At 46.6% G+C, this 19649-nt stretch carries 19 protein-coding genes; 6 read left to right on the top strand and 13 right to left on the bottom strand.

The window, feature by feature from the left end:
* Nucleotides 1–15: 15 nt before the first annotated feature.
* From gspL to gspC, 10 genes are all read right to left on the bottom strand, one after another.
* Complete coding sequence (gspL, locus tag AB4167_RS12980) at nucleotides 16–1245, bottom strand: type II secretion system protein GspL (protein WP_372136626.1); 1230 nt, start codon at nucleotides 1243–1245, stop codon at nucleotides 16–18.
* On the bottom strand, nucleotides 1214–2263 hold the full coding sequence (gene gspK, locus AB4167_RS12975; protein WP_017062481.1) for a type II secretion system minor pseudopilin GspK: 1050 nt from the start codon (nucleotides 2261–2263) through the stop codon (nucleotides 1214–1216). The genes gspL and gspK overlap by 32 nt, the downstream gene beginning before the upstream one ends.
* A 7-nt stretch (nucleotides 2264–2270) precedes the next feature.
* Nucleotides 2271–3014: a type II secretion system minor pseudopilin GspJ gene (gene gspJ, locus AB4167_RS12970; RefSeq protein ID WP_372136625.1), complete on the bottom strand. Its 744-nt coding sequence runs from the start codon at nucleotides 3012–3014 to the stop codon at nucleotides 2271–2273.
* Nucleotides 3001–3396 (bottom strand): type II secretion system minor pseudopilin GspI, encoded by a 396-nt coding sequence (gene gspI, locus AB4167_RS12965; protein WP_017062483.1) that lies wholly within the window; start codon nucleotides 3394–3396, stop codon nucleotides 3001–3003. Before gspI ends, gspJ begins: the two co-directional genes overlap by 14 nt.
* Nucleotides 3383–3976: a type II secretion system minor pseudopilin GspH gene (gspH, locus tag AB4167_RS12960; RefSeq protein ID WP_017062484.1), complete on the bottom strand. Its 594-nt coding sequence runs from the start codon at nucleotides 3974–3976 to the stop codon at nucleotides 3383–3385. Before gspH ends, gspI begins: the two co-directional genes overlap by 14 nt.
* A 78-nt stretch (nucleotides 3977–4054) precedes the next feature.
* On the bottom strand, nucleotides 4055–4498 hold the full coding sequence (gspG, locus tag AB4167_RS12955) for a type II secretion system major pseudopilin GspG (protein WP_017062485.1): 444 nt from the start codon (nucleotides 4496–4498) through the stop codon (nucleotides 4055–4057).
* An 88-nt stretch (nucleotides 4499–4586) separates the two neighbouring features.
* The gene (gene gspF / locus AB4167_RS12950; RefSeq protein ID WP_102320993.1) at nucleotides 4587–5807 is read right to left on the bottom strand and encodes a type II secretion system inner membrane protein GspF; all 1221 of its coding nucleotides are present in this window, start codon (nucleotides 5805–5807) and stop codon (nucleotides 4587–4589) included.
* A 1-nt stretch (nucleotide 5808) separates the two neighbouring features.
* Nucleotides 5809–7311: a type II secretion system ATPase GspE gene (gene gspE / locus AB4167_RS12945; RefSeq protein ID WP_102394588.1), complete on the bottom strand. Its 1503-nt coding sequence runs from the start codon at nucleotides 7309–7311 to the stop codon at nucleotides 5809–5811.
* Entirely contained in the window at nucleotides 7311–9335 is a 2025-nt protein-coding gene (gene gspD / locus AB4167_RS12940) for a type II secretion system secretin GspD (RefSeq protein WP_372136624.1), read from the bottom strand. Before gspD ends, gspE begins: the two co-directional genes overlap by 1 nt.
* A gap of 41 nt (nucleotides 9336–9376) precedes the next feature.
* On the bottom strand, nucleotides 9377–10258 hold the full coding sequence (gene gspC / locus AB4167_RS12935; protein ID WP_372055326.1) for a type II secretion system protein GspC: 882 nt from the start codon (nucleotides 10256–10258) through the stop codon (nucleotides 9377–9379).
* A gap of 330 nt (nucleotides 10259–10588) precedes the next feature.
* Between gspC and hslR the strand changes: the two genes are divergently transcribed.
* From hslR to AB4167_RS12915, 4 genes are all read left to right on the top strand, one after another.
* Nucleotides 10589–10975: a ribosome-associated heat shock protein Hsp15 gene (gene hslR / locus AB4167_RS12930; protein WP_017062490.1), complete on the top strand. Its 387-nt coding sequence runs from the start codon at nucleotides 10589–10591 to the stop codon at nucleotides 10973–10975.
* Nucleotides 10976–10993: 18 nt separating this feature from the next.
* Nucleotides 10994–11887, top strand: a complete 894-nt coding sequence (gene hslO, locus AB4167_RS12925) for an Hsp33 family molecular chaperone HslO (protein WP_102394590.1) — start codon at nucleotides 10994–10996, stop codon at nucleotides 11885–11887.
* A gap of 337 nt (nucleotides 11888–12224) precedes the next feature.
* Nucleotides 12225–13850, top strand: coding sequence for a phosphoenolpyruvate carboxykinase (ATP) (pckA, locus tag AB4167_RS12920; protein WP_017062492.1), 1626 nt, complete (start codon nucleotides 12225–12227; stop codon nucleotides 13848–13850).
* A 154-nt stretch (nucleotides 13851–14004) separates the two neighbouring features.
* A complete protein-coding gene (locus AB4167_RS12915; RefSeq protein ID WP_372136623.1) occupies nucleotides 14005–15975 on the top strand; it encodes an AsmA family protein in 1971 nt (656 codons plus the stop codon).
* A 40-nt stretch (nucleotides 15976–16015) separates the two neighbouring features.
* On the opposite strand, the gene AB4167_RS12910 is transcribed toward AB4167_RS12915, so the two are convergent.
* The 3 genes from AB4167_RS12910 to AB4167_RS12900 are packed head-to-tail and all read right to left on the bottom strand — an operon-like array spanning nucleotide 16016 to nucleotide 18315.
* Nucleotides 16016–16951, bottom strand: coding sequence for a bifunctional GNAT family N-acetyltransferase/hotdog fold thioesterase (locus tag AB4167_RS12910; RefSeq protein WP_017065806.1), 936 nt, complete (start codon nucleotides 16949–16951; stop codon nucleotides 16016–16018).
* A 16-nt stretch (nucleotides 16952–16967) separates the two neighbouring features.
* Nucleotides 16968–17402, bottom strand: a complete 435-nt coding sequence (dtd, locus tag AB4167_RS12905) for a D-aminoacyl-tRNA deacylase (RefSeq protein ID WP_065585029.1) — start codon at nucleotides 17400–17402, stop codon at nucleotides 16968–16970.
* Nucleotides 17374–18315 (bottom strand): virulence factor BrkB family protein, encoded by a 942-nt coding sequence (locus AB4167_RS12900; RefSeq protein ID WP_372055333.1) that lies wholly within the window; start codon nucleotides 18313–18315, stop codon nucleotides 17374–17376. The genes dtd and AB4167_RS12900 overlap by 29 nt, the downstream gene beginning before the upstream one ends.
* A 42-nt stretch (nucleotides 18316–18357) precedes the next feature.
* Between AB4167_RS12900 and AB4167_RS12895 the strand changes: the two genes are divergently transcribed.
* Together AB4167_RS12895 and AB4167_RS12890 are read left to right on the top strand one after the other, a co-directional pair.
* The gene (locus AB4167_RS12895) at nucleotides 18358–18999 is read left to right on the top strand and encodes a DUF2959 domain-containing protein (RefSeq protein ID WP_029235101.1); all 642 of its coding nucleotides are present in this window, start codon (nucleotides 18358–18360) and stop codon (nucleotides 18997–18999) included.
* 31 nt (nucleotides 19000–19030) lie between these two features.
* Nucleotides 19031–19561 carry an AAA family ATPase gene (locus AB4167_RS12890; protein ID WP_171732302.1) on the top strand — a complete coding sequence of 177 codons (531 nt, stop codon included), beginning with the start codon at nucleotides 19031–19033 and terminating at the stop codon, nucleotides 19559–19561.
* Nucleotides 19562–19649 lie beyond the last annotated feature (88 nt).

Raw genomic sequence — 19649 nt, 5'->3', positions numbered from 1 at the left:
ATCTCCTTACGCAGGTTATTGATGGGGTTTAAGAGTAAAGCTGCCAAATACGGCATCACCATTACGATTCAATGGCCCTTGCTCAACGGTAAACTTCTCTTCAAGTTTCACTCGCGCAGTCTCGAAATATTGGAAGTCAGTACTTTTCGCTTCCAATCTCACCTCTGAGCGGTTGCCGTCGTAGCGAATACTATTCACTTCGATGGCTTTCACTTGTCCTAAAGTTTCTGGCAGTAACGCTAGCCATCCAAGTAAGGAATCACCATCACCCGAGCCACCATACTTCTTAGCTTCGTCGTTCATCTGGCGCTTAAGGTAGCTGACCGTCGGAATACGTTGCTTGCCCGGAAGTACGCTTCTAAAAATACGTTCACTCTCCGTTCGGTACGCTTCGGCTTGTGCTTCGTACTGCTGAACCTTTAAGACTTGCTGAGTGACGATCACCGCCACCAGCAAACAAGCTGCGATCGCTACTTTTTGCCATACACGCCAGTACTTACTGAATGAAGATTTGGTTTTAAAGGTGCCAGTCAGTAAGTTTACGCCACTTGTAATGGCTTGTTGGCTCAGTAAAGACATCACCAGTTCAGCAGGCTTTGCTTGCCAATTCGCGCCGCTTTGCTGTTGAACGTCTTCGTTCGGCATCGCGGTGTAGCTGAAGATAGTCGTCGCTTGCTCTTCGTCATCTAAGGCAACCCAATCGCTTTGTAAGAACATCGCTAGCCACGCCTCATTGATCGACACTGCTTGATAGTTGCTTTGACGCAATAACCAATGTTGGTCGATCTGCAGCGCACTGATGCCCTGATCTTCTAAAGGCAACGCTAAGGTATCAGGCAATACTTTACGAAAGATAATGTTCGCTTCGCGGAAAGTATCCAGCGCCTGCTTAAGCCAATCACGTTCCACACCACACACTGTCGCGTGCGTTGCGTCTTTCTCTAAAATAGTCAGGTGTAAGTCTTCGATATCTTGTGCGACTTCGTCTTCTAATAAAAACGGCAGCATAGAATCGAACTGGCGAGCAGCACCTTTCGGGATCTCAACACGCTTAATTAAGCATTCATTTCCCGGCAATAAAGCGATACAGCTACGCTTTTCAGCGTAAGGCGTTAACTCATCCAGCTGCTCCCAGCTAGACAGTTCGCCACTTGCTATCACTTCTTGTTGGCTTGTCGACCAAACTAACCACTGCACAGGGCTTTGTGGTTCGCTACTCAGTCGAACGGTCAGAAACTCGCTCACTGATTCCTCCAAAACGACGGCGTACTACCGTCACTGTTTCTCGATTACTACTATAGAAAAGCGTCCGTATACGTACACGTGACTGCTCAACTAATACCTCTGCATCTAGCTCAAAATAGGCGCTATCTACAGTTAAATATGCTTTCGCTTTTTTGCTGACTTCGGCACTCACACCCACAATAGCAGGCTCAGCCATAAACGCATCCACCGTATCCCAACCATCGAATGGGCGTTTGTCTATCAGCTGTTTGGCATCCGATTCACTTAAGCCGGGGGCAAACATCGCTTCCAATAACGGCGCCTGCTTTTCCGTAAGAGTATTCACATTCAAACGGAAATCGTCGCTCGGCAGAGCACAAACAAAGGGGCGAACCTTATTCATCACCTCACCAGTGACTTGATAAACCGAGCGTAGCTCGGACTCATCGGCCATTAAGCCATTCGCTGCCAAATAAGATGGCTTCATCGCCTCATAAGTACTGTCTTCTACACCAGCTGAAGAGGTGGTTCGGGTATCACTATCAACAAATTCCCAGCTTGAATGTGCAATAACCTCGGCCTGATAAGGCTCAACATCTTGGTTTTCCAACAAGGTTTGCCAAACCGTAATTAAATAAGGTGTTTGGTTACTTGAAGTCGTCGCCACACCAGCCAACGCATTGAGATTAAAACATGCCTGAGCATCAACAATACGGCCTTTAACTTGACCATAATCCAACGGGTATACCTGTTCTTCTAACGCCCATGGTTGACTCAAGTTGACGGTATCACTGTCTTTGTAGCTTTGCCTAATGCCGTCTTGCACCAGCGCTTCGACACCAATGCTGTACCAGTAAGCCTGTTGGTAATTCAGTTGATTGCCCACGCGCTTAAATTGAGTAAACAGGCGTTCCGACATACTGCCTGCGATGGTTGCCATTATCGCCAGTAGCATCAGGATAATGATCAGCGCAACACCTCGCTGCTTGCGCCCCATGGCAGACCTTGTCAGTGCAAACTTATTAGTTCGATGAGTCATTATTCCCCTAATTACTACTTGAAGAGTCACTGTTTGAAGAATCATCGGCCTGATCTAGCGTGCCACCAGGGGTGAGATAAATACGCTCTATCTCACCATAATCTTTCAAGGTTAGCTTTAACCTTACCGCTTTCGGTAGCGATTTGTCGGCTTGCCACTCTTTCCCCCAGCGGCTTCCGTCATAAAACTCGAATTCCAAGCTTTCAACATCATCAAGCAAAGGCGTAATCACACCCTCTTGGCCTGCAGGGGTATCGGGATAACGCCACCACACACGCTCAAGTGTTTCTTCTTTAATGCGGTAACCCACTTTGGTGACTTCTCCGCGAGGAAACTGCTGCTGTGGGTTATGCCAGCCAAGGCGAGTAAACATGATGCCAACGCTGTCGGAATCCAGTAAATACTCTTTAATTAAGATCAGCTTAGATGATGCTTCTTCACCATTGGTACGAAATTGTCGTACCGCCATCTGGCGAAAATCATTATCTAAAATGACTAAGCTACGTTGCAGTTGATTTAAACGAGCACTGCGCTCGATTGAAAGCTCGTTGCTGCGTTGAACCTGATTTACTACCTGATAAGCCGCCATGCTTAACGTGGCAAAGATAGCGATCGAGACCAAAACCTCAATTAAGGTAAAGCCTCTCCCTTTCGAAGATAGTCCTTGTTGACGAGGCACACGCTTATTGGCGGACATGCTCTTACTTAGCGACTTGCTCTTAGCTAACGCCACGCTTTTACTTGACCACATAGCTGCGCACCGTGACCACTGGAGAAGCTTGTTTACTGGTTGCCACACTCACATCAAACGCCTTTAATAAATCATCGCTAGTATCGATTGGCGTGACCTTCCAAAACCACTCTCTCTCGGCCAACTCTTGTGTGCCCTGCGCTTTTTTTAGCTTCTCAGGATGCAACATCACCAAAGCCATTTGATTATCAACGACCATAGCCGCGAAGGTTTTTTCTTCTAGATAACTGAGGGTATTGATGTGCTGAGTGACAGCACGAATCACACTGATCGCCGCAGTCGCAAAGATAGCGAGCGCAACCAATACCTCAAGCAGCGTCATTCCTCGAGAACCAAGGGGCATACCACGAAAACGATAAGGAGAACGGTTATTCCTCTTCATCTTCTTCTCCCGGTTCTAGCAGTCGAATCACACCATTGTCCAATACTCGAATACGCCAACCATCTTGTATGGTGTCTCCGGTATTTGGATAAAACGACAATACAAATGGCGTCATTTCAGCACTCGACAAGATGTAGATCTGTGGTGGTTTCGGCTTCTTTTCCTCTTCAAGATCAGCAAACATATCTTCATCAAACAAGCTTCCTGGGTTGAACAACCGATCATCGTCTTCCCATGCGCCACCACCTAAGGTCAGTGACAATGCGAGTTCTTCCGGTAGTTCAGTTAAAGAGGGGATTTTTTCAAAATCGACTTCTTGCCAGCCTTCAGACTTAAGCGCCATCAGTACATAGGTCGATTTCTTTTCATCAACTCGAACGCCAAAATCTAAGCCGCTCAAAATAGCCTCTTCATTGAGTAATTGAACTCGCTGATAAAAGCTTTGAGCGTATTTTTTAGCAACATCTTTGCTATTGGTAGGAATGGTCGCGATCACCGCAACCGCCGTTACTGACAGTAGTACCAACACCAAGAGAATCTCAATCAAGGTGAAACCTGGCTGTGTTTGCTTAGTTTTCACCTTTAGACTCCATCTGTTTACGTCCTACCATCAATAACGTATCAAGCATCAATAACGAATCAAACAATAAGCTGAAGCTTATTGGAAATCCTGCATGTTCCAGTTGCCGATATCCGCCGCAATACCTTCACCACCTTCTTGGCCATCAGCACCAAGAGTGAAAATATCAATAGTGCCGTTATCACCAGGGCTTAGATATTGGTACTCGTTACCCCATGGGTCGTTTGGCAGACGCTTGATGTAGCCGCCGTCGCGGTAGTTACGAGGCTCTGGGCTGCTTGGCTTAGAAACCAATGCATCAAGACCTTGATCCGTTGTTGGGTAAACGCTGTTATCCAGTTTGTACATATCTAGCGCGTTCTCTAGCGCCACAATATCAGTGATGGCTTTTTGTTGGTCAGCCTTCTCTTTGTTACCCAATAGGTTAGGTACAACAAAGCTCGCCAATACGCCAAGGATAACCACAACAACCATCACTTCTAATAGGGTAAAGCCTGATTGTTTCTTCATTCTGTTTTTCATTATTTTCTCCAAATTACAGACAGCGAGTTGAAGGTAATAATGTCCTTCTTCTCGTTAATCCAAAAACTAACGTCTTATGAGCAGTTGATTAACCACTCATCAAATTATTCATTTCAAGCATCGGCATCAGAGTCGCCATCACAATGAACAGCACTAAGCCTGCCATCAAAGCGATAAGTGCTGGCGTAAAGATACCTAACGCGATATTCACGGTCGATTCAAAGCTTTGATCCTGGTTATCTGCCGCTCTTGTTAGCATTTGCTCTAACTGACCACTCTGCTCACCACTGGCGATCATATGCAGCATCATTGGAGGGAAGAGTTTGGTTTGATCGAGCGCTTTACGCAGGCTTGCCCCTTCTCTAACACTGTCTGACGCCTGCAGTACTTGTTGCTTCACATGGTGATTCGACATTACATCAACCGCAACCTTCATCCCCTCAAGGATAGGAATCGCACTCGAGGTACAGATAGAGAGTGTTCGTGCAAAACGAGAGGTATTAATTCCTTTCGCGATCTTGCCGATCAGTGGAATGCTTAATAGCTTGCGATCCCAACTCATGCGAACACCCGGCTTTTTCAGAGCGGTCTTAATCAACACAATCACACCGATGATCAACAACAGTAATTGGATGCCCCAATTCTGGATAAATTCACTCGATGCCAATAAAAATTGTGTCGATTGAGGAAGTTCTTGGCCCATTTGGATAATCGGTTCAACGATCTTAGGTACCACGGTTGCCAGCAGGAACGAAACAATCGTCACCGCAAACACCACCAGCACCACAGGGTAGATCATCGCTTGCAGCAACTTAGAGCGCATCTTCTGACGGTTTTCTGCGTAATCAGCCAGTCGCTCCAATACCGCATCTAAGTGACCCGATTTCTCACCAGCCGCGACCATGGCTCTAAACAGTTCATCAAAGATATGTGGGTAATCAGCCAAGCTATCGGCTAGCGAATAACCTTCCGTTACCTTCGAACGAACCGCCAGTAACATGGTTCGAATACGTGGCTTTTCAGATTGCTCCGCCACGGCTTTCAAGCACTCTTCTAGCGGCATGCCTGATTGCACCAAGGTGGAAATTTGGCGAGTAATCAAAGCAAGGTCTGGCGTGCTGATACCACGCTTAAAGCTGGTCGAAGGCTGTGCACCTTTCGTCGTTTTAGCTTTAGCTTCGGTCATCTCAACCGGCATCAAGCCTTGTTCTTTTAAGCGCTGGCGAGCCTGACGAGCGTTATCCGCTTCAATCGAGCCCTTTTTGCTCTTACCCTTGGCATCCAGTGCTTTGTATTCAAATGCCGCCATACTAGACTTCCTTGGTCACGCGCATCACTTCTTCTAAGGACGTTACCCCTTTCAGAACTTTGCTCAAGCCATCATCTCGAATACTTGGTGTTGTGCCACGAATTGCTTTCTCAATCGCCTGTTCGCCAGCCTCACTGTGAATCAGCTCTTGTACCGAATCGTCAATCATCAATAGCTCATGAATACCAGTACGGCCTCGATAGCCTTTGTGACTGCAGCTTTCACACCCTTTGGCATGGTAAAGCGTTAGGCTGTCTTTCTTCTTCAACCCAAACAGTTTTTTCTGTTCTTTATCCGCTTCGTAAGGTTCTTTACAGTCGTTACACAGGGTGCGAACCAAGCGCTGAGCCAAAACACCCAGCAGCGAAGAAGAGATCAAGAAGGGTTCGATGCCCATATCACGCAGACGCGTAATTGCACCGATTGCCGTATTGGTGTGAAGGGTCGACATCACTAAGTGACCGGTCAAAGAGGCTTGAACAGCGATCTCTGCGGTCTCTAAGTCACGTATCTCACCAATCATTACCACATCGGGATCTTGACGAAGAATCGCACGTAAACCACGCGCAAAGGTCATATCAACCTTAGGGTTCACTTGTGTTTGACCAATGCCATCGATATCGAATTCGATCGGGTCTTCAACGGTTAAAATGTTTCGTTCATTGCTGTTGAGTTCTTGCAGGCCTGCGTACAGGGTCGTCGATTTACCTGAACCTGTCGGGCCGGTCACCAAGATAATGCCGTGTGGGCGCTGAATCAGCTTACGGAAGTTTTCATGGTTTTCTGCTGTCATACCTAAACTGTGCAAGTCTAGACGAGTGGCGTTTTTGTCCAACAGACGCATTACCACACGCTCACCGTGCGAAGAAGGCATGGTTGAAACACGAACATCAACCGCTCGGCCACCAATACGCAAAGAAATACGACCATCTTGTGGCACGCGTTTTTCCGCAATATCCAATTTAGCCATAACCTTTACACGTGACACGAGCAGCGGAGCCAATTTACGGCTTGGCGCTAGAACATCACGCAGCACACCATCAATACGGAAACGGATCGACAGTGATTTCTCAAAGGTTTCGATATGAATATCCGAAGCACCCTCTTTGATCGCCTCACCCAGCATCGCATTGATTAACTTGATGATTGGTGCATCATCCTCTGATTCAAGTAAGTCTTCGTCTTGAGGCAGTTCTTCCGCTAGTGAGAAGAAGTCATCACTATCAGCACCAATGTCTTCCATGAGCTGACGAGCTTCTGACGAGTCACGCTGATAAGCATCGGTCAGTTTTTTATCAAACTCATCGAGAGTAATCGCTTGTGGCGTGAAACCATTTTTCACAACACGACTCACTTCAATGATCGCCGCCGATTTCAGTGGCTCAACATAATAAAGTATCGGTGCGCGCTCTGGATGTTGATACTCCAACACCATCTTATAGCGATTCGCAAAGCTAAACGGCAAGCGCTGATAAGTACGTGCCGCCCCTACCAATTCAGCCATTATTCTGTTTCCATCTGATCAATGAAGGCTTGAAGTTCAGCCGGGTAATTCATGCTTTCGCCAAATTTAGGCAGTACTGGAATATTATCGTCATCCATCAGCTTCAGGCCCTGCTCTGACTTATACAACTGCTCAGCACGAATAAAGTTGTATTTACGCTGCGTGATACCATCGGCTGTCATACCATCACGAATAATGGTTGGTTTGATGAAGACCATTAGGTTCTTTTTCTCAACCTGAGTACTGGTTGATTTGAACAGGTGTCCTAGAACAGGGATATCGCCCAAGAACGGCACCTTAGATTCACTTTCCAGCGCTCGCTCGTCAATCAAGCCACCCAGCACCAGCATTTGACCGTCTTGAACAATCACTGACGTATTTAGCTGACGCTTAGCAAAACGAACATCTACTGCCCCGTTTGCGCCTAATACGTTCGATACTTCTTGTTCTATTTGCAGCTGAACTGAGTCACCTTCATTGATTTGTGGCACGACTTTTAGCTTGATACCCACTTCTTTACGTTCAACCGTTTGGAATGGGTTATCGTTACTTGAGCCTGCGGTCGAGCCAGTTAAAACAGGCACCTCTTCGCCCACAATGAACGACGCTTCGCCGTTATCCATCACGGTGATACTTGGAGAAGATAGGATATTTGAATTTGAATCGGTCGCTACTGCACTGATCAAGGCAGTCCAGTCACCCATCACTACGCTCATTGCCGCGCCATTAACGCCAGAAAGAGCAGAAGCTAACGTTGAGTAGTCACCGGATTCTGTGGTCGTTTCATTACGCAAAAAGGCGCCATTATCATCATAGACTGCGGTGGTCGTTTCAGTGTCTTTCGCTTCTTCTAAACCAACCATTACGCCACCGATTGACGCACCTGTGTTGCCATACTGAATCACAGCACCAGTATCAAGGTTACCCCATTGCACACCAAGGTTAATGCCATCACCCTCTGCCATCTCGACAATTAGGGCTTCAATCAATACTTGAGCACGACGAATATCCAACTGTGCGATCACATCTTGAAGCGCATTCATGATGTCCGGTTGTGCGGTAATCACCAACGAGTTGGTATCACTGTGAGCGGAGATCATCACTTGGTTACGTTGCGATGAGCTGCCTTTGGTTGAAGATTGCTTTTCTGATTGCAGGTTGTCCGACACGCCTTTCAGCACATCGACTAAATCTTCTGCTTTGGCGTATTTAAGGTAAATTACTTGGTTGTTGCCCTTGGTTGCCATTTCCACATCAAGCTGTTCAATCAGCTTTCTTAAACGGCTACGTACCTTTGGGTCACCGGAAATAAGAATTGCATTAGTACGCTCATCGGCAACCAATTTAGGCTGTAGGAATGCAGGTGTGTTTTTAGCATCGGTGGTTTTACTCAGAGCATCAACAATACGAACCATTTCTGCCGCCGATGCATTCTTTAGCTCAACGACTTCAATCTCTTTATCACCCGCTTGGTCAACACGCTTGATGATTTCTGCTAAACGGTTCACTACCGCCGCACGACCGGTAATCAAGATGATATTGGCAGGATCGTAGTGCACAACGTTACCCGCACCGGCATTATCGTTCAATTGACGAAGCAAAGGAGAAAGTTCACGAACCGAGACATTACGAACCGTCACAACACGTGTCACCACGTTGTCGCCTTTGATCGTATCACTGTCTCCAACGACTGGAATTGCCGATGTTTTCGAATCCTTGGCTTTGATGATCTTAAGAACACCCGAGTCCATTTCGACGACTGCATAGCCATACACCTCTAGTACGTTTAAGAAGAAGCTGTAATATTGCTCTTCATTCAATACGTCGTAACTGCGTACATCGATTTTTCCGCGCACCGATGGATCAACGATGATGGTCTTCTCTAGGTTACGACCAACAATATTAATAAACTCTTGAATGTCAGTGCCCTTAAAGCTGGCACTAAAATCACTCGCGATGGCTGCGGGTGTGCAGATTAAGCTTCCTGCCAATAACCATGCACTTTTCTTAAACCAATGCTTCACGTACTTCTCCTACACTTTCGTCCTTCGTTAGACGCAAAGTTTTAAAATTCAATAAACACTTCATGTTGTTGACCATCTCTCTCGACGACGAGGTTTAGCTCTGTCAGCTCGGAGATAGAACGGAATATGTTGCCCATAGCGGCGGGGTCAGTCAGGTCTTGACCATTTAACTGAGTAGCAATATCTCCGTTTTGGAGCCCTACTGAGTTAAAAAGTTCTGAATCTTTGCCAGGGCTCACGCGATAACCAATAACGCTATCGTCGCGCTTCACCTGAGACAGTCGAACATATTGGAAGATTTGTTGCGGATCTTTCATTATCTTCGCTTTAATTTCATCAAGCTTCTCTTCTGCAGAAGCCGGGTTATTACCACGAACTGAAGAAGAGCTACGAGGTGCTGCAGGCGCTGATACGGCCAAACGCTTGTACTCAATACCTTCAAGCATCAAGGTTTCGTCTCGTCCTGAGTTATCAATGATCACGCGATCGATTAATACCGCTTTTAGCTTGGCTCGGGTGCCTTCAATCTCTTCATTAATCCCGTAGGTCGCTTGCGTGCCGCGATTGGCGATCACCGCTAAGCTCAGTTTTGGATTTGAGCTCGCGACTGCACCCACTAAAACGAGGTTTAAACGCGTCTTAGGCGCATCTTGGATAACTTGCTGTTCAACCACAGCGGGCGTGCTTGGGTTATAAGCACCAAACATGTTGCTCCGCTGCAAAGAAGAGATATCAAGGGTCGATTGAGGTGCTGAAGACGATGAAGCCGTTGCTACCCAAGGCACGAAAGTTTGCTCAGCAGGTTCGATAAACCATGCAAGCTGTCCTAAAATCCATGCGGAAGCTGTAATCAATACACAACAGGTGACTAAGCTTAGTTTCTGCTGAAGTACAAATCCATTCTCTAATAAGCGACTCAACACAGGAGAATTTCCTACGTGACTTTTGATATCTAAAAAGTTCACTTTAACCAACCCTTCCAATAACTAAGAAAACTGTAACTTACTAAACTTTCAGCTTTTTTGTTCATACATCCTATTCAGGCTTATTTAAAGCACAGGGTCGCAAACTATATCATAGACAACCTGTAAATCTTCATAACCTGCGCTATTTTGCAATCTTCCTTGAAAAAAAAGCCCATCGCCTCCACATAAACTTCTACTTAATGTGATAAGCATCATCAAAAACATGTTGCGCACTGTTCATTACAGTTAAACCGCATTCATTTCTCACTTAATAAGGCACAGCCCTATATGAAAACTGCTAATGAAGCTGTCAGACTCGATAAATGGTTGTGGGCAGCTCGTTTTTACAAAACCCGGTCTATTGCTCGCAACATGGTCGATGGTGGCAAAGTCCACTATAATGGTCAGCGCAGCAAGCCAAGTAAAATTGTCGAACTTGGGGCTGTGATTACACTGCGCCAAGGTAATGAAGAAAAGACGGTAACGATCGAGAAAATCTCAGCCCATCGTGGTGGAGCTCCGATCGCTCAAACCCTCTATGAAGAAACCACCGAAAGCTTGGCAAAAAGAGAAGAGTTTGCACAACAGCGCAAGCTAAATGCTCATAGCCCAGCACCAGAACGTCGCCCAGATAAAAAGCAACGTCGTGACATCATCAAGTTCAAGACTCAATAAGCTAGAAGGAATAGCCAAATGGCAGACCCAATGTCTACAAGTAATGTTTTAAATCGCTACCTATTTGAAGACCTATCAGTACGTGGTGAATTGGTACAGATGGACGAAGCGTACCAACAGATTATTTCTAGCAAGGAATACCCAGCTCCAGTACAAAAGCTGTTGGGTGAGCTACTGGTTTCAACGACGCTACTAACGGCGACCCTAAAGTTTGAAGGTTCTATCACGATGCAGCTGCAAGGTGACGGCCCAGTATCTCTAGCAGTTATCAATGGCGATCACGACCAAAAGATCCGCGGTGTCGCTCGCTTTGAAGGCGAGATTGCTGATGATGCTGGCCTACACGACCTAATGGGTAAAGGCCACCTAGTGATCACCATCGATCCTAAGAAAGGTGAGCGTTACCAAGGTATCGTTGGTCTTGAAGGTGACACGCTTGCACAAGTGCTTGAAGGCTACTTCGCTAACTCTGAACAGCTTAAGACTCGTCTATGGCTGCGCACTGGCGAGCATGAAGGCAAAGCACACGCTGCAGGTATGTTGCTACAAGTAATGCCTGACGGCACCGGTACTCCAGACGACTTCGAGCACCTAGAGCAACTAACAGACACCGTGAAAAACGAAGAGCTATTCACTCTAGAAGCGAACGAACTGCTTTACCGTTTGTACAACCAAGAGAAAGTACAGCTATTCACACCACAACCGGTTGAGTTCTTCTGTGGCTGTTCACGCGAAAGAAGTGGCGCTGCTATCATTACCGTTGCTCAAGAAGAGATCTACGACATCCTAAGCACCGAAGGAAGCGTTGGTCTACACTGCGATTACTGTGGCACAAACTACTCGTTCGACAAGAATGATGTTGATGCACTGTACGCAGAAGCAGCAGATAAAGGCAGCAATACGGTTCATTAATTTACGGCGTACCAAAAACACGTAATTTACCCCAAAAAGGTCAGCCCTCAGCTGGCCTTTTTTGTGATCAAAATAGCGCAAACTCCGTAACATCTCGTAATAAAATCACCGCTTAATTTTAATCAATTAATAATGTTCTCGCCCCTAGCGCAAAGGTTTGCGTACAGGATAGACTAGTTGGGCCAATATGTGACGAGACGCTTAAAACCCCATGGCTAATATGGATATTTTTTGAGCTATATCCCTGTTTCCCCCGAGTCTCGTTGCTAGCATGGTGAGCAGATAACAATAAAAAATTAATACAAAATCCCTACAAAATATCCTACAAGGAGCACCTATGACCGTTATGGAACATACAAAGGCTGCACAAATTGATCTAACTAAGCACGGACTGACTGGCGTTACTGAAGTTCTTCGTAATCCTAGCTACGAGCAGTTATTCGTTGAAGAAACACTGCCAGGTTTGGAAGGCTACGAAAAAGGCGTAGTAACGGAACTAGGCTCTGTTGCGGTAGACACTGGTATCTTTACTGGCCGCTCACCAAAAGATAAGTACATTGTTAAAGATGACACGACCCGCGATACCATGTGGTGGTCAGATCAAGGCAAAAATGACAACAAACCGATTACCACTGAAGTATGGAATGAGCTGAAAGAGCTTGTGACAACTCAGCTATCTGGCAAGCGCCTGTTTGTCATCGACGGTTATTGTGGTGCTAACCCTGATACGCGCTTAAGCGTGCGTATTATCACTGAAGTAGCGTGGCAAGCGCACTTCGTTAAGAACATGTTCATTCGTCCAACTGACGAAGAGCTAGCAACGTTCGAACCTGATTTCGTGGTAATGAACGGTGCTAAAACAACCAACCCTAACTGGGAGAAACAAGGTCTAAACTCTGAGAACTTTGTCGCTTTCAACCTGACTGAACGTGTTCAGATCATTGGCGGTACCTGGTACGGCGGTGAGATGAAAAAAGGTATGTTCGCAATGATGAACTACCTACTACCTCTACAAGGTATTGCTTCAATGCACTGTAGTGCAAACGTCGGCGAGAAAGGCGATGTAGCCATCTTCTTCGGTCTATCTGGTACAGGTAAAACTACGCTTTCAACCGATCCTAAGCGTGAGCTAATCGGTGATGATGAGCACGGTTGGGATGACGATGGTATCTTCAACTTCGAAGGTGGTTGTTACGCGAAGACGATTCGTCTATCTAAAGAAGCTGAACCTGAAATCTACAACGCAATCCGTCGTGATGCACTACTAGAAAACGTCACGGTTCGTGGCGATGGCTCTATCGATTTTGATGACGGTTCAAAAACTGAGAACACTCGTGTTTCTTACCCGATTCACCACATCGATAACATCGTTAAACCAGTATCAAAAGCCGGTCACGCTCAAAAGGTTATCTTCCTGACTGCTGATGCATTCGGTGTACTGCCACCCGTTTCTAAACTGACTCCAGAGCAAACGAAGTACCACTTCCTATCTGGCTTCACTGCAAAACTAGCGGGCACTGAGCGTGGTATTACTGAGCCAACGCCAACGTTCTCTGCTGCATTTGGTGCGGCATTCTTAACTCTCCACCCAACTCAGTACGCTGAAGTGCTTGTGAAGCGTATGGAAGCAGCTGGCGCTGAAGCTTACCTAGTGAACACAGGTTGGAACGGTACTGGTAAACGTATCTCTATCCAAGATACGCGAGGCATCATCGACGCTATCCTAGATGGTTCAATCGACAACGCTGAAACTAAGGTTATCCCTATGTTTAACCTAGAAGTGCCACTAGCGCTGCACGATGTTGACCCAGCGATCCTTGACCCACGCGATACGTACACTGACCCTCTACAATGGGAAAGCAAAGCGAAAGATCTAGCCGAGCGCTTCATCAACAACTTTGATAAGTACACAGACAACGCTGAAGGTAAGTCACTGGTTGCAGCTGGTCCTCAACTGGACTAATCCAACCATCTGCTCGGGCTTAGCCAAAAGCAAACGCCCAATTTAAAATGATATTTTTGTAGCAAGCCCCTCTTTTGAGGGGCTTTTTTGTTGATGCTTGACCCTTTTTGTTCCACTCTGTTTTAAGACTATTGAAATTTAAGGCTTTCAGGGAATGAAAAAGGTATTCATGGTGTTCGGCATTGTGTTGGCTATCGCCGTTGCAACTATCGCAGCGCTGCTATTAAGCCTGCAGACCCAATACCGTGCGGATGTTGCCAACTTTTTTATCAAACATACGATTGAAGAACCTGTATTCATTGAAGATGTTGAGTATCAGGCGCCTTATCACATCACCTTAATGGGCATTACCCAAAGCCAACCAGAAAAGCAAACACCTCTGTATATCGACAAGATCGATCTTTGGTTCAGCCCCAGCTCGATGACAGAGGCCAAACTGGTCTTTGAATCTGTTTTGATCAGCGGCCTACAATTAGAGGCAGACGATCTAAAAACACTGACTTCTTTATTTACCCAACCAAACATCAAGCTCCACCAGCTGGCCATCAACAATCTCGACTTTTCGACGCCAGAGTTTAATGCGCGAGGCATCGACCTGCAGATCTCCGCCCCAACGTGGAACAACGATAACTCGCTGCTACCTTATGGAAAAACCCAACTCTCTGCCTCACAACTGTATTGGCAAGGTGAGGCATTCGATAATCTGTTGATTGACCTAGACTTAAAACCTAGCGACAGCACCCTTTATGGTGCTTCGTTTGACTGGCGTGGCGCCAAGATTTCTGGGCAAGCTGAACAATATCAACAAGATTGGTCGTTGGTGAATGTGACCGTCGATGGCTTACGACTCAATCAGAAACAGACCCAAAACCTACTAAGCAAAGAGTGGGATGTTGCAGGCATTAAGATTAATCACATCAATAGCTTAGATATTCTGCGTAGCGACGTAGAGTGGCAAGATAGCCACCTCGCTGCCTTTGATGCCTCATTAGAAAATATCCAACTGCCTTTTGAAATCTGGAAACAACAGAAAGCCATTTTTTCTCTACAGGCAGAAGGAGTGACCATTGATGATGACATGTTCATCGAGCCAAGCCTCAAGCTCAACCTAGAAGCAAACCGGATTCTGATTGAGGATTTCTATACTCAATTCCTGCAGGGCACTGTTCAGCTCAATGGCGAAGTCGCCCCTAGCAGCATTCAATTGGCGCAGCTCGACCTGCAAGGCATCAAGTGGATTACCGAAAACCAAGATAGCCCTCTACCGGCCGCTCGCCTATTGCCTTGGCTCACACAGCTCCAGAACGTCGAGATTAACCGACTTAATATAGAACGCAGCCAACTTATCCAACTAGCACAAACGCCTTACTGGCAGGTCTCTGGATTACATGTCGAGGGGCATCAAGTTCAACTGCTGCAAGATAGAAAACTGGGCTTATGGCAAGGGAAGCTGATGGCGAGCGCCAATGATGCCAGCTACCAAAATATTCTCAGCGCACAGCCTGTGGTTGAGATGAATAGCGAACAAGGAAAATGGACGCTGACTCGTCTGTTTGCACCACTCAGGAATGGCTACATTGAAGCCAATGCAACGCTCGATTTTAACCAAATCAGCAAGCCATGGAGCTTAGATATTTCTGCCGATGGGTTACCCATTGCGCCTATGCTGCAGCGACTTGAATTACCACTCGATGCAACCGGCTATGGCGAGTTTGAACTTCAAGCCGCAGGTTTATATGGCGACTCACTGATGCTCGGTTACTCAACCACAGGGCAACTCACTGGCAGCGTTCGCCAGGGTGTGATGACCTTTAATGACAAGCTTTCTGAAACATCGACTGATAACGTGTTTGAAATTCCAGAGCTTAATGCACATTTTGACCGTGGGCGCTTCACTCTCGAACCGATGCATATTATTGGTGCATCATCAGCAGAGCAAGGCGAACAAAGGGTTCAAACGCTCAATGGCGAGGCTTCTGGAGAACTCGACTTGCTTAAAGCTGAGCAACACACCCTCTCGATTACCCTATCGGACCCATGCCATCAAATCTCAGGAAAGCTCACCCAAGCTGAGTATTCGGAGATTAACGACTGCCAACAAAAAAACGCCACTCCTCAGGAGTAGCGCCTTGTATCTTTAATCTGTATCTGTTAGCCAGTGTCAGCTATACGTTTACGTTGGAGTCTGTTGATAATCGCTTTTTGTAGTCAGGGATCAGCATATAGGTTCCCGTAAACTCTACCGCTTCCACATCGCCGCTATGAATGGTCACGTGAATGATGATACGTGCCTTTCTTCCTGACGCAAGGCGGTCCAAGTCACCACTGATCCCATCCAATGAAGTAGAGGCAACAGGGTTTTGCTCAACCGGGTGACGATAACGAATATTACTGTCTGCCAGCACGATATCACCGGTCAGCCCGCGTTCTTTCATCAATAACCAAGTCATCCCCCAACCAGTTAAGGTCGCTAAGGTAAAGGCAGAGCCTGCAAACATGGTATTATGCGGGTTCAAGTTGGGATTCAGCTGAGCACTACACTCAAATTGGTAACCCGTGTATTGGTTGATCTTGATGCCCATCTTGTCACTGATCGGGATCTGATGTTCCCAGCGCTGCTGAAGCTCATTACACCACTCAGGCTTACGCAGAACGTCTGCCATTGGGTCAAGATGCTTAACCATCTGTTGGTGACGCACAGGGCCACGTTGATCGTTAATCTCACCGCGACGTTCAAATTCATTCTTCTCATAGAATGAGATCGCATCTTCACGTGCATTACACACCAAGCGCTTAGCACCCTCTTGGCGAGCCAATGACTCAAGTGCGACTAGAATCAACGAACCCATGCCTTTACTTTGGCGAGATTTCTTCACCGCCATATAGCGGATCTGACCTTCCAGATCTGGGGTGATATACAGACGACCAATCGCCATCGGGCGACCACGACCATCAACAATCATGCGATGGTGACTCATTGGGTCATATTCATCGCGCTCAGAACCTACCGGCATTCGCCAAGGTTCACGGAGCATCTGCCAACGAAAATGGTAATACTTGTTTAGCTGATTTTCGGTGGTTGGTGTTATGAGTTTAAACATGCTTATTCCTTTAAGCCTAAACCTGCAGCCAGAATGTCACTGGGCCATCATTAACCAAAGACACTTTCATGTCGGCTGCGAATCGGCCACGTTCCGTTGGTAACACTGATTCACACTGGTCAGAGAAATAGTTATAAAGACGCTCAGCATCTTCTGGGTGAGCACCACGAGAGAACCCTGCTCGAGTCCCTTTCTTGGTATCGGCCGGCAGAGTGAATTGAGACACCACTAATACCTTACCTTCTACTTGCTTCACGTTGAGGTTCATTTTATCGTCTTCGTCTCCAAAGACACGATAAGTGGTCACTCGTTCCATCAAACGTTTGGCTTTGGCTTCGTCGTCACCTTTTTCTACGCCTAACAAAACTAATAAGCCTTGTTCAATCTCACCAACTAATTCGCCATCAACACGGACGGCAGCTTCACTTACTCTCTGGATCAGTGCTATCACTGTTGTTTCCTTGCTCTGTGATTTTGTCTTTATCCGACGAGTGTACCATTTCTTTCGAGTCACTCCACTGTTCCTGCTCACCCAATGCAGCGGTCACCTCAGCACCCACCAGCACAATCAACCAGCACAAATAAACCCAGACAAAAAGAATTGGTATTGCCGCCAATGCGCCATAAATCAACTGGTAAGAAGGGAATTGAGTAATGTAGGCCGCGAAGCCTTTCTTACTGAGTTCGAACAACAGAGCCGCCACTAGAGAACCTGCAGCCGCATGAGAAAAGTGTATCTTTTTGTTGGGAACCAACAGGTACAGACCGAAAAACGCAAAGAAAGAGATAATCAAAGGCAGTTTGCGAATTACGGTATTAAAGGCGCCAGATACGACTTCATTTTGTAGCAGACTGAGCGATGTCACATACGAAGTGGCAGCAATACTCGCCCCAACCAAGATCGGCCCAAGTGTTAGCACCATCCAGTACATTGAGAACGACAATACCGCACGTCGCTTCTCATTAACACGCCAGATGTAGTTTAGGTTCTTATCGATATTCGAGATCAACATCAGTGCCGCAATGAACAAGAACACACTACCGACCGCCGTCATTTTTCCGGTATTGGCAACGAACTCTAACAAGGCACCGTGTACGGCATCCCCAGACGCGGGAACAAAGTTGGTAATAACGAAGTTTTGAATGACGATACCAACATCAGCAAAGATGGAGAATGACGACAAGATAGAGAGCAAAACTGTCAGCATCGGAACGATCGAGAGCAAGGTAATGTATGCCAAGTAGCCCGCATTCACATTGACTCTATCGTGCGTCATCCGCGCCAAAAGATAGCGAGAAAACTTAATACTGAGTGTGGCGACCTTTTTTATCTTCAACTTGTAACTCCCTTGTAACTCGTTCATAGTCCTAATTAATATTCCGTTACTTAACTATAGGAAACTAGGATGCCTTATTTAATAGTTATAGTCCTCTCTATTTTTACTCTTACTGGATGCCAGTCAGCTTATTACTCCGCCATGGAGCAAGTGGGCTATCACAAGCGTGACATTATGGTTGATAGAGTGGAAGACGCTAAAGAGTCGCAGCAGGATGCTCAGGAAGAGTTTACCAGCGCACTTGAAGCCTTGAGTAGCCTGACTAATTTCAGTGGCGGCGACCTTGAAGACATGTACAACCAAATCAATGATAAATACCAAGACAGCGAGAAAGCCGCGCAAAATGTCAGTGACCGCATTGCTGCGATTGAAGATGTGTCGGATGCGCTGTTTGAAGAGTGGCAGAGTGAGTTAGATCTCTACACCAGTGATTCACTGCGCCGCTCGAGCGAGCAAAAACTTCGTGAAACTAAATTGTCTTACCAAACGATGCTGTCAGCAATGAAGCGCGCCGAGAAGAAAATGGACCCAGTGCTCAATACCCTTCGCGACAACACGCTTTACTTGAAGCACAACCTCAATGCGAGCGCTGTCGGCTCGCTGCAAGGTGAGTTTATGAGCTTAGAAAAAGACATCGCCTACGCAATAGAACAGATGAATGCTGCGATCGCCGAATCGGATAAGTTCCTTGCTCAACTAAACCAGAAATAACGCCCGTAGGCACAAATAAAGATAAGCCCGTATGAACCCAATCATTATTACTGGCGGCCCTGGCGCCGGAAAAACCACATTGATCAATGCTTTGGGTGATGCGGGTTACCCCACCTTCGCTGAGTCCTCTCGCCAGTTAATCGAACAGCAGAGTCAACTTGAGAACGGTATCTTACCTTGGTTAGACCTTCCAGGCTTTGCTCGCCTATGTTTAACCGTCATGAGCGAACACAAAGACCAAGCCAGTCAGCATCCTGTTGCCTTTCTCGATCGCGCCATTCCAGATATCTGTGGCTACTTGGCTCAGGCGAAACTAGAGATAAACACAACCTACCGAGAAGCGAGCCAAGGTTATCACCCCCAAGTGTTGTTCTGTCGCCCTGAGGCTTCAATTTATGTACAAGATGATGTGAGACCTTATCCGTTTGAGGAGGCGTTAGAGATTCACCACGCGTTAGAAAGAGTCTACCAAGAACTTGGTTATGAGGTGGTTGAAGTGCCGTTTATGCCAGTCGAAGAACGGCTTCAATTCGTTGAGCGTTACTTAGGTATCAAAAGCTAGATCCCCAACTCGGTCGTTCCTCCCTCTTGAGGATGACGAAATCTCGTTTAACCGTATCTAAACAAACTAAAAAATCGAGTAGGAGGAG

Source organism: Vibrio sp. 10N.286.49.E11, from assembly GCF_041469505.1.
Taxonomy (GTDB): Bacteria; Pseudomonadota; Gammaproteobacteria; order Enterobacterales; family Vibrionaceae; genus Vibrio; species Vibrio crassostreae_C.
This window is presented reverse-complemented; position numbering and strand designations above follow the sequence as displayed.